We start from the raw sequence: 8,665 nt of genomic DNA, 5'->3' as shown, positions 1-8,665 counted from the left end.
TGGTTAGTGTGGGCCTTCACCGGTGCTCTCTCTTTGCAAGCCCTCAGGTTAATGAAGGCAACTCCCGAAGCGGCTCCCCCCATGGTGACTGGGGCAGAATCGGCAGTGCATTATCCCCAGGTTTGTTTGATGGTGGCTGCGAAAAATGAAGAAGCGGTTATCAGTAAAATTGTCCGGCAGTTATGCACTTTGGATTATCCAGGCGATCGCCATGAAGTTTGGATTGTGGACGACAACAGCACTGATCGCACTCCGGTTATCCTTGATCAACTACGCCAGCAATACCCCCAGTTACAAGTGCTGAGAAGGGGCGCTGGGGCCAGTGGGGGTAAATCTGGAGCTTTAAACGAAGTCCTAGCCCAAACCCAGGGGGACATCATTGGGGTATTTGATGCCGATGCCGATGTGCCCAAGGATTTACTGCGGCGGGTGGTGCCCTATTTTGCCAGTCCCACCTTTGGGGCCCTCCAGGTACGCAAGGCGATCGCCAATGAAGATGTCAATTTTTGGACCAGGGGCCAAGGGGCGGAAATGGCCCTGGATGCCTATTTCCAAGAACAAAGAATTGTTACCGGCGGCATTGGGGAACTGCGGGGGAATGGCCAATTTGTGGCCCGCCAAGCCTTGGATGCGGTAGGTGGCTGGAATGAACAAACCATTACCGATGACCTAGACTTGACCATCCGCCTACATCTCCACCAATGGAAAGTTGGTATTTTGGTCAATCCTCCGGTGGAAGAAGAAGGGGTTACCACGGCGATCGCTCTTTGGCACCAACGCAATCGCTGGGCGGAAGGGGGTTACCAGCGTTACCTGGATTACTGGCGCTGGATTTGCACCCAACCCCTGGGCTGGAAGAAAAAATTAGACCTCTTTTCCTTTTTGTTGATGCAATATCTTTTGCCCACCGCCGCCGTACCGGATTTACTCATGGCCCTGTGGCAAAGACGTTTTCCCCTGCTCACTCCCCTCAGTTATCTGGCGATCGGCTTTTCCTGTTGGGGGATGTACCATGGACTGCGACGATTAACCCCCGCAGAAGGACAGTCATCCTGGCGGCAAGTCCCGGCCCTATTAGTCCGTACCATTAGTGGTACCATTTACATGTTCCACTGGCTAATCATCATGCCCGCTGTCACCGCCCGCATGGCCTTCCGACCAAAGCGTCTCAAGTGGGTAAAAACTGTCCACGGCGCTGCTACGGAAGATGCCCTCGAGCTAAAGCAAAGCTAAGGAACAAGCAAATTTTCGATTGTTATTAGGGCCCGATCATTGTGTTCAACCTGCCAAAGTTTTCTGCTGCTCTCCTCTCTCCCCTATCCCTGGTACTTTTGCTAGTCGGCATGGGAGAGAATAAGGTCGAGGCCTTGGAACTGAGGGAGCCGGCCGGTCAACTACAGGCCCTGCGGAAAATTTTCTGCTCGACGGAAGATGGTCAACCAATAACCTACTGGTGGGAAGGCAAAACCTATAGTCGGATTCCAGGGGAACCAGACCGCTTACTTTTTCTGGTGGAGGGCATGAATATCCGTCAATGTGGCCCCCTAGCAGATGGCAATGATGACGAGGATTTTCGCATGGTGAGTCGGGAGATTTTACTCTACAAAGATCCCGTGACCGGAGAGGTGTTACGTCAGTGGGAAAATCCCTGGACCGGCAAAACAGTGGAAGTCTTTCATGTGGCTAACGATCCGGTAAATTTTAGCTATCGCTTAAAGGACAATGACGGCAGTCCGATCGCCAGAGACATTACCGTGCGAGGAAACCAATGGTGGATAAACGTAACCGTGCCCCTGTTTTACCCTAATCCCTTGGGTGGAGAGTTTCAGCGTTATGTGGGGGGAACCTATCACGCCACGGAAATGTTCAATTTCTTTGGTAGTGTGGATGAGTTGAGTAATCCCCGGCAGACCTCAGCCCCGGCCTCCATCGGTTGGGCGCGGCTTTCCAACTGGTTGCCTTGGATGGAAATGGGCGATCGGGTTGGATTGTTGTATTTTCATACCGCTGGACGTAAATTAGCCAGCTTCGACGATTTGTCGGTAGTAATGAAAACAGAGATTGCCAACAACTTTCCAGAGTACGTTAAGCCACCATCCCTATCTGACCAACGTCCCAACGAAACCAGTTGGAGCTCATTCCGGCAACTTTTAGAAAGTGGCGGCAATCAGTAACCGGACACTGTTTTAGTATTCAACATTGGATTTTTTCAACACCAACGTCGAGTTTCCGAATTATCCGCCCCACCAAAGAAAGTGGAAATTACCAGTTGAAAAAGGCGGAAGACGTCATTGTTTGCTATGATATGGAACTGTCACTCTGGAGAGATGGCTGAGCGGTTGAAAGCGGCTCCCTGCTAAGGAGTTATGGGGTTTATAGCTCCATCGAGGGTTCGAATCCCTCTCTCTCCGTTCTTTGTCTGGTTAATTAAAGTTGAGTTAGTTGGTTCAAGACAAGGGTGGTGATGACGTTACTTTTTCAAGGTCTGCCCCACTCTAACCAACGGATTGCGAGTTTTTCCTCCTGCTATTGGACAATCACCGTCACGGCTTCTCCAAAATCTTCTCCCTCTAGGGCAACGTATAGCCACACCACATCGTCGTTTTCCATGGCGGGGTATTGCCACTCCGTCATCACGATCGCCCTTTGGATGGGACCAGAACCATAGCTAATCATCTCTTCCACCGTCGTTTGTAAAGTTTGGGGAGAATATTCCCTTTTAAGCTCCGGGGATAATAAATCCCAAGCTTTTCCATAGTCACAAGCGGCAAGGCGATCGCCGAATTGTTGGGCTAGGTTGATGGCTGATTTGATCATCCCTTTTGCCTAGTGTGGGCATGATTGGTTCAATTTTGATACTTAACCCAGACGAAAACCAATGGCAATACGGGGTAGCATTGAGTGCACAATAGATAAAAACTCAAGTAGAAAAGGATTTGTCTATGTTCGCACAACTGTCAGAGCGGCGAATGCACTGGATTCGGTGGATACTGACTGGGGGTTGGCTGTTGGTCATTGCCTCCCTATTCTATGACCCCTGGACATCTGCCCTCACCACTGCGGACCATCCCTGGAGCCCACTGCGGTTGTCGAATCAATGCATTGAAGTCCAAGGGGAATGTTTAGCGGAGCAACCCTACGCCCTGGGCACAACCCTGTTTTGGGGGGCAATCGTGCCAGCGGCCATTTTTATCCTGCTAGTGTTCGGCCATGAACTGTGGCGACGGATTTGTCCCCTTTCTTTCCTCTCCCAAATTCCTCGGGCTTTGGGATGGCAACGGCAATTCAAACGGGAAAATAAAAAGACCGGCAAAGTGCGCTACGAACTGGCCAAAGTGGACCGCAATTCCTGGCTCGGTCGGAACTATGCCTATGTGCAATTTAGTTGGTTGTTCATCGGCCTATGTGGGCGCATCCTCTTTTTTAATGGCGATCGCCTGATGCTAGGGGGTTGGCTATTATTCACAGTGGCCATGGCTATCACCGTCGGTTACCTGTATGGCGGCAAATCCTGGTGTCAATATTTTTGCCCCATGGCCCCAGTGCAGAGTATTTACGGCGAACCGGGGGGATTGTTGGCCAGCAAAGCCCACACCAGTGAAGAACTCATTACCCAATCCATGTGCCGCACAGTACTGCCGGATGGCAAAGAGCAGAGTGCTTGCGTAGCCTGTCAAAATCCCTGCATTGACATTGATGCGGAGCGCACCTACTGGAACGGTTTAAATCAACCGGAAACGGCATTTCTGCGCTATGGCTACGTCGGTTTAGTCATAGGTTATTTTGTCTATTATTATCTTTACGCTGGCAATTGGAACTATTACTTTTCTGGAGTATGGTCAAGGCAAACGGATCAGCTTAATTCTTTACTATCACCCGGATTTTACCTATTTGACCAAGCTATTAATATTCCTAAAATAGTGGCAGTGCCATTAGTATTAGGGGCGTGTACCGCCATTGCCTATGGTGCTGGAAGATGGTTAGAAAAACGAATTAAAGCCCATAATCGGCAGCAACAAAACAGTTTAAATATAGATATTATCCGCCATCGTATTTTTACCGTTTGTACCTTTGCGATTTTCAACTTTTTCTTTATTTTTGCCGGCAGGCCATTAATACAATTTCTTCCCCTGGCAGTGCAGTATCTGTACGATATAGGATTGGTAACCCTAAGTACCCTTTGGTTGTACAAAACCTGGCGACGCAGTGCCGATTTATATTCCCGGGAAAACTTGGCTAACCGTTTCCGCAAGCAATTGGAAAAACTGCAGGTCAACGTTTCACAATTTCTAGAAGGGCGGACATTAAGCGACCTCAATACCCATGAAGTTTATGTGCTGGCAAAGGTTCTGCCCGGCTTTACCCGGGAAAAACGCCATCAGGCCTATAAAGGGGTGGTCCGTGAAGCATTAGAAGAGGGTTATGTGAATTACTCCAGTAGCTTGGAGGTTCTACAACAAATGCGCCAGGAATTGGGTATTTCGGACGATGAACACCGTTTAGTGCTCGAAGAATTGGGCATTGAAGATCCAGCATTGCTCAACCCCGATCGCCAAAGAACCCTGGAGAACCAAATACGCCTGACTGGTTATCGTAAATCCCTGGAACGCCTATTGTTGCTACAACAAAAACAGGCAAGTTTCAACACCTTTGAGCCGACATCATTACAGGATTCCGCTGCCATTCGTTCCCTGCGCCGTCAATATTCCATTACGCCCCAAGAAGAAGAATGGATTTTAAGTGGTTTTTCCGATGAAACTAGTAGCATAAAAAAAGCAGAATTTTTACTGGCCCAATTGCCGGAATTAATTGACTGTTACCGTGCCCTTAATCAACCCATCCTCCAGGAACATAAGGCAGTATTAACCCTGTTACAGGAAAACATTAGCCACAAAAAAGAATTAATTGTCCGCTCAGTTCTACAAACCCTAGAGCAACTGCAATCTGCCCCGGCATCTTTGCCCCTAGCACAATCTTTACAACAGGCTTCCCCAACGGTTTTAAGTGAACTTTTAGAGCAGGAACATTGGGGTGATCGCCTACCGGCAGAAATACGTCAATGTTTGACTGAACCGGGGGAAAACCCTTTGTCCTGTTCGTTGGAACTTTCTCCAGAAACTATTTTGCCCTACTTAGAAGTTCTGCTCCAGGATCAAAATCCCATGGTCCAAGCCGCTGCCCTTTATATGTTGACCCAATTAGCACCCCAACGTAGTCAAACCATTGGCATTAATTATGGCCATCAGTTTAATTCCCATCTAGTTCAATACACTCTAGATCACTTCCTCACTTGGCAATCAACATCAACAAAAAATCCCCCTTTAACTGAATTTCCTGACCTAGAAAAAGTAGTTTATTTATTTAATAGTGATTTCTTCCACCGTATGCAAAGTGAAACTCTCATTGCCCTAGCAGAGCGGGCTGAAGTGAGGACCTATAACAAAGGAGACGTGATCACCGAAGCGGGGGATACCTGTCGAGAATTACTGTTGTTAATCGAAGGGGATGCTAATGTTCACTACCAAACGGAGACTGGAGTTCGAATTGAGCAATTACATCCTGGGCAAACATTAGATGAACTAGAAGTTTTAGCCCACAGTAAATCAGAAAATACTATCATTGCTGACAGTAGAAGTACGAGGATTTTAGCCATTTCCGTAGACCAGTTTGACGATTTACTCGACCATGATCCTGATTTTGCTCGGCGAGTTTTGGAATTAGAAAGTCGTCAATTGCAAAGATTTGTGCGTTCTGTCCAAGTATTTTAATCTCCCTGAGGAATATTCGGAATTAAAGGCGATCGCCAGGCAGTGATGATGATTACCCATGATGTGGATGAGGCAATTTATATGGCCGATCGCATTGTATTAATGACTAATGGTCCCAATGCCACCATTGGTGAGATTTTAAAGGTGTCTTTTCCCCATCCCCGCGATCGCCATGCCATGCGAGAAACTCAAGAATATTACGATTTAATAAACCATGCCTTGGATTTTCTGGAGCGATATTTTAACCATCATTAGTGAGCGGTGTTGAGCAATCTAAGGCTAGAATTTACCCTTGCTCTATCCTTCCTGAACAGTGCCCAGCAAATAGAGCAGGGCCATGCGGATTGCCACTCCACTGGTAACCTGGTCCTGAATTAGGCTAATTTCCGGGTCATCCATCAATTCTGAACTAATTTCTACTCCCCGGTTCACGGGCCCCGGATGCAACACTTTCACCCCCGGTTGACACACCTTCAGGCGATCGTGGGTAATACCGAAATAATGGTGATATTCCCGCAAACTGGGCAAAAGATGGGCCGTCATTCGTTCTTTTTGTAACCGCAAAGTCATAACCATATCGGCCCCTTCCAAGGCTGGCTGTAATTGCCAATGACAATGGAGTTTCCCCGATCCCGGCGCTAGGGTTAATTGTTGAAATTCCTTCGGCAATAGGGTGGGAGGTCCTGCTAAATGCACGTCGGCCCCAGCGGTGGTCAAGCTCCACAGGTTAGAACGGGCCACCCGGGAATGCAAGATGTCCCCCACCACAGCAATCTTTTTTCCCTGCAGGCATTGAATGGCAGGATTGTCCGGCGCAAATTGGGAGCAAATGGTAAATAAGTCTAGCAACCCCTGGGAAGGGTGCTCATGTTGTCCATCCCCGGCATTGAGTACCTTGACACCGGTTTGGAGCCGGTCCATTTGGGAAGCAATAAAATGGGGCACCCCTGCCTGTTGGTGGCGGATAACAAAAATATCAGACCCCATGGCAAGGTAGGTTTTGGCGGTGTCTAAAATGGTCTCCCCTTTGGTGAGGGAGGAACTGCCGGGGGCAAAATTCATTACATCGGCGGAGAGGCGTTTGGCGGCCAGCTCAAAGCTACTGCGGGTGCGGGTGGATGGCTCAAAAAAAAGGTTAGTGACCACCTGCCCCTGGAGGGCTGGTACTTTTTTGGTTTGTCCTTTTAATACTTGCTGGAAAGTGGTGGCGGTCTGTAGCACAATATCTAATTCTTCGCCCCGCCAATCGGTTAGGTCTAAAATGTGGTTTCGAGTCCAACTGGCCACCATGGTCATTGCCTTAAATGGATATGGGGCAGGCACTGCTACCCAGCGATCCATCTTGGCGGCGATCGCCAGTTAACGCAAGTCTTTTCCCCGCTACACTAGGGGGGAACGTTCCCATGTATTTAGCTAAAAGTCCGTGGTATTCTGAAATGCGCCGACGCTGTTTAGCTTTTGCCCTAATTTGACTGCCTTTGAATATGACCACTGCAACCCATTTGCTGAAACTTGCCGCGACAGTTCTATTAGGAAGCTTGGTGACAACGGCCCCATTGGTTAGGGCCCAGTTCATGCCCCCGGCTCCCCAAAATAATACTGCCACCCCAATTCCCAAGGTGGAACTAAATTTTCAGCCTCTGGAAACGGCCTTAGCGGCCCAGCAGTTTAACCAGGCCAATGAAATTACCCGCCGTCTGCTGTTGAGCGCCGCTAATCGCACTCTGCAGGGTTGGTTAACCACCGACACCATTGAGCAAATTCCCTGCCAAGACTTGAAAACCATTGACCAGTTGTGGTTAGAACATTCCAAGAATCGTTTTGGCTTCACCCCCCAATTGGAAGCGTTTTTGGCCACGGGAAATCGCCCTGGTAGATTGATGTCACCGGAGTCCTATGATCAATTTGGTGATCGCATCGGCTGGCGTAAGGATAATCAATGGGTCATTTTTAAGAAAAATTTGGACTTTACCATCAACGCTCCGGTGGGCCATCTGCCCAGCCCCAGGGATGAGTACCAAATTAATGGTGGCCGTTTAGAATACACTGCCCTTATGGGTAGATTCCAGTCCTGTCAATCGGGACAGGTACCCACTGCTCCAGTGCGCTTTACTCCCTTTGGCTCCTAGGGAAAATCTCTCTGCAGAAGAATCTTGAGCAATTAATTCAGCAAGGTAACAGGTAAGCCCATGGCAAATTTAGAAACCTATGTGCGGATGGCGGAGGACGAACTGACGGAATATAGCAGTGAAGCCCGCAAAATCGAAAAAATCCGTCGCAAAATGGCTTTGTCCCTTAACTACAAACAACAACAGGAGTTAAAAGCAGAGGTGCTGGCCATTATGCCCCAGGGCTTTCTCCCCCGCTTAGTGGAAGATAACCGCCAAACAGCGGCCCTACCTTTTTGGGGCATTGCGGGCTTGGGCTTACTGTTCGGTATTTCCTTGCAACAACCCTTGGATTTTCTGGCTCCGGCGATCGCCTTACCCATAGCAATCAAAATTCAACAGTGGGGCTGGAAATTACAAGCTAAAAGGTTGCTACTGAAAACCATTGATGAACTGGAACAGAGAATTAAAAATCCCGAAACAATTATCTCATAATGGCTATCTATTCATAGAGTTAAACAGTGTAAATTTAGTGTAAATTTTACAAAATATTAATTTTGACTGCCAATTTTTTTTGCTACGGATTAACATAAGCTATGGGTATGGGAGTCTTTATAGATGCCCAGTTTGCCCCATTTTGGCCTTGGAGATTGTGGAAGAGTATAAGTCTCTCTTGAGGAACGGCTGGTTAACCTAACACCAATACTTGGGAAACGATTAATTCCATACTTTTCAGTAAGGGAACTTTGCTCTTATGGCTATCAATAATTGGCAACCAATCCTAACCTC

Annotated in this window: 7 protein-coding genes, 1 tRNA gene and 1 pseudogene; 7 read left to right on the top strand and 2 right to left on the bottom strand. The window is 48.2% G+C overall.

All coding sequences use genetic code 11. From position 1 onward, the window contains the following. The 3 genes from IQ219_RS01180 to IQ219_RS01170 all read left to right on the top strand — a co-directional run. Positions 1 to 1,233 (top strand): glycosyltransferase family 2 protein (locus tag IQ219_RS01180; protein ID WP_194071445.1); only part of this gene is annotated, 1,233 nt, incomplete at its 5' end. 41 nt (positions 1,234 to 1,274) lie between these two features. Then, a complete protein-coding gene (locus tag IQ219_RS01175; protein WP_347338251.1) occupies positions 1,275 to 2,174 on the top strand; it encodes a DUF1838 domain-containing protein in 900 nt (299 codons plus the stop codon). Positions 2,175 to 2,321: 147 nt separating this feature from the next. Then, positions 2,322 to 2,411, top strand: a tRNA-Ser gene (locus tag IQ219_RS01170). A gap of 115 nt (positions 2,412 to 2,526) precedes the next feature. Here the strand turns inward: IQ219_RS01170 and IQ219_RS01165 are convergent. After that, entirely contained in the window at positions 2,527 to 2,817 is a 291-nt protein-coding gene (locus IQ219_RS01165; RefSeq protein ID WP_194071444.1) for a hypothetical protein, read from the bottom strand. Between the two features lie 125 nt (positions 2,818 to 2,942). Between IQ219_RS01165 and IQ219_RS01160 the strand changes: the two genes are divergently transcribed. Further along, on the top strand, positions 2,943 to 5,768 hold the full coding sequence (locus tag IQ219_RS01160) for a cyclic nucleotide-binding domain-containing protein (RefSeq protein ID WP_194071443.1): 2,826 nt from the start codon (positions 2,943 to 2,945) through the stop codon (positions 5,766 to 5,768). Between the two features lie 42 nt (positions 5,769 to 5,810). Next, positions 5,811 to 6,023 (top strand): annotated as a pseudogene (locus IQ219_RS01155) (ABC transporter ATP-binding protein); the annotation flags it as partial. Between the two features lie 42 nt (positions 6,024 to 6,065). Here the strand turns inward: IQ219_RS01155 and pyrB are convergent. Beyond that, positions 6,066 to 7,064, bottom strand: a complete 999-nt coding sequence (gene pyrB / locus IQ219_RS01150; protein ID WP_190597574.1) for an aspartate carbamoyltransferase — start codon at positions 7,062 to 7,064, stop codon at positions 6,066 to 6,068. A gap of 188 nt (positions 7,065 to 7,252) precedes the next feature. Between pyrB and IQ219_RS01145 the strand changes: the two genes are divergently transcribed. Both IQ219_RS01145 and IQ219_RS01140 read left to right on the top strand, forming a co-directional pair. After that, positions 7,253 to 7,897, top strand: coding sequence for a GUN4 domain-containing protein (locus IQ219_RS01145; RefSeq protein WP_190597466.1), 645 nt, complete (start codon positions 7,253 to 7,255; stop codon positions 7,895 to 7,897). A 60-nt stretch (positions 7,898 to 7,957) separates the two neighbouring features. Further along, the gene (locus tag IQ219_RS01140) at positions 7,958 to 8,371 is read left to right on the top strand and encodes a hypothetical protein (RefSeq protein WP_190597464.1); all 414 of its coding nucleotides are present in this window, start codon (positions 7,958 to 7,960) and stop codon (positions 8,369 to 8,371) included. Positions 8,372 to 8,665: the final 294 nt, after the last annotated feature.

This window comes from Synechocystis sp. LEGE 06083, from assembly GCF_015207725.1.
Taxonomy (GTDB): domain Bacteria; phylum Cyanobacteriota; class Cyanobacteriia; order Cyanobacteriales; family Microcystaceae; genus Synechocystis; species Synechocystis salina.
The sequence above is the reverse complement of the archived record's forward strand: the minus strand, read 5'-3'. Positions and strand labels throughout refer to the sequence as shown.

What these genes read in the sequence shown, in the direction of transcription:
- IQ219_RS01165 (WP_194071444.1), bottom strand. Translation starts at nt 2,817, where the DNA reads ATGATCAAATCAGCCATCAACCTAGCCCAACAATTCGGCGATCGCCTT.
- IQ219_RS01140 (WP_190597464.1), top strand. Translation starts at nt 7,958, where the DNA reads ATGGCAAATTTAGAAACCTATGTGCGGATGGCGGAGGACGAACTGACG.
- IQ219_RS01160 (WP_194071443.1), top strand. Translation starts at nt 2,943, where the DNA reads ATGTTCGCACAACTGTCAGAGCGGCGAATGCACTGGATTCGGTGGATA.
- IQ219_RS01145 (WP_190597466.1), top strand. Translation starts at nt 7,253, where the DNA reads ATGACCACTGCAACCCATTTGCTGAAACTTGCCGCGACAGTTCTATTA.
- pyrB (WP_190597574.1), bottom strand. Translation starts at nt 7,064, where the DNA reads ATGACCATGGTGGCCAGTTGGACTCGAAACCACATTTTAGACCTAACC.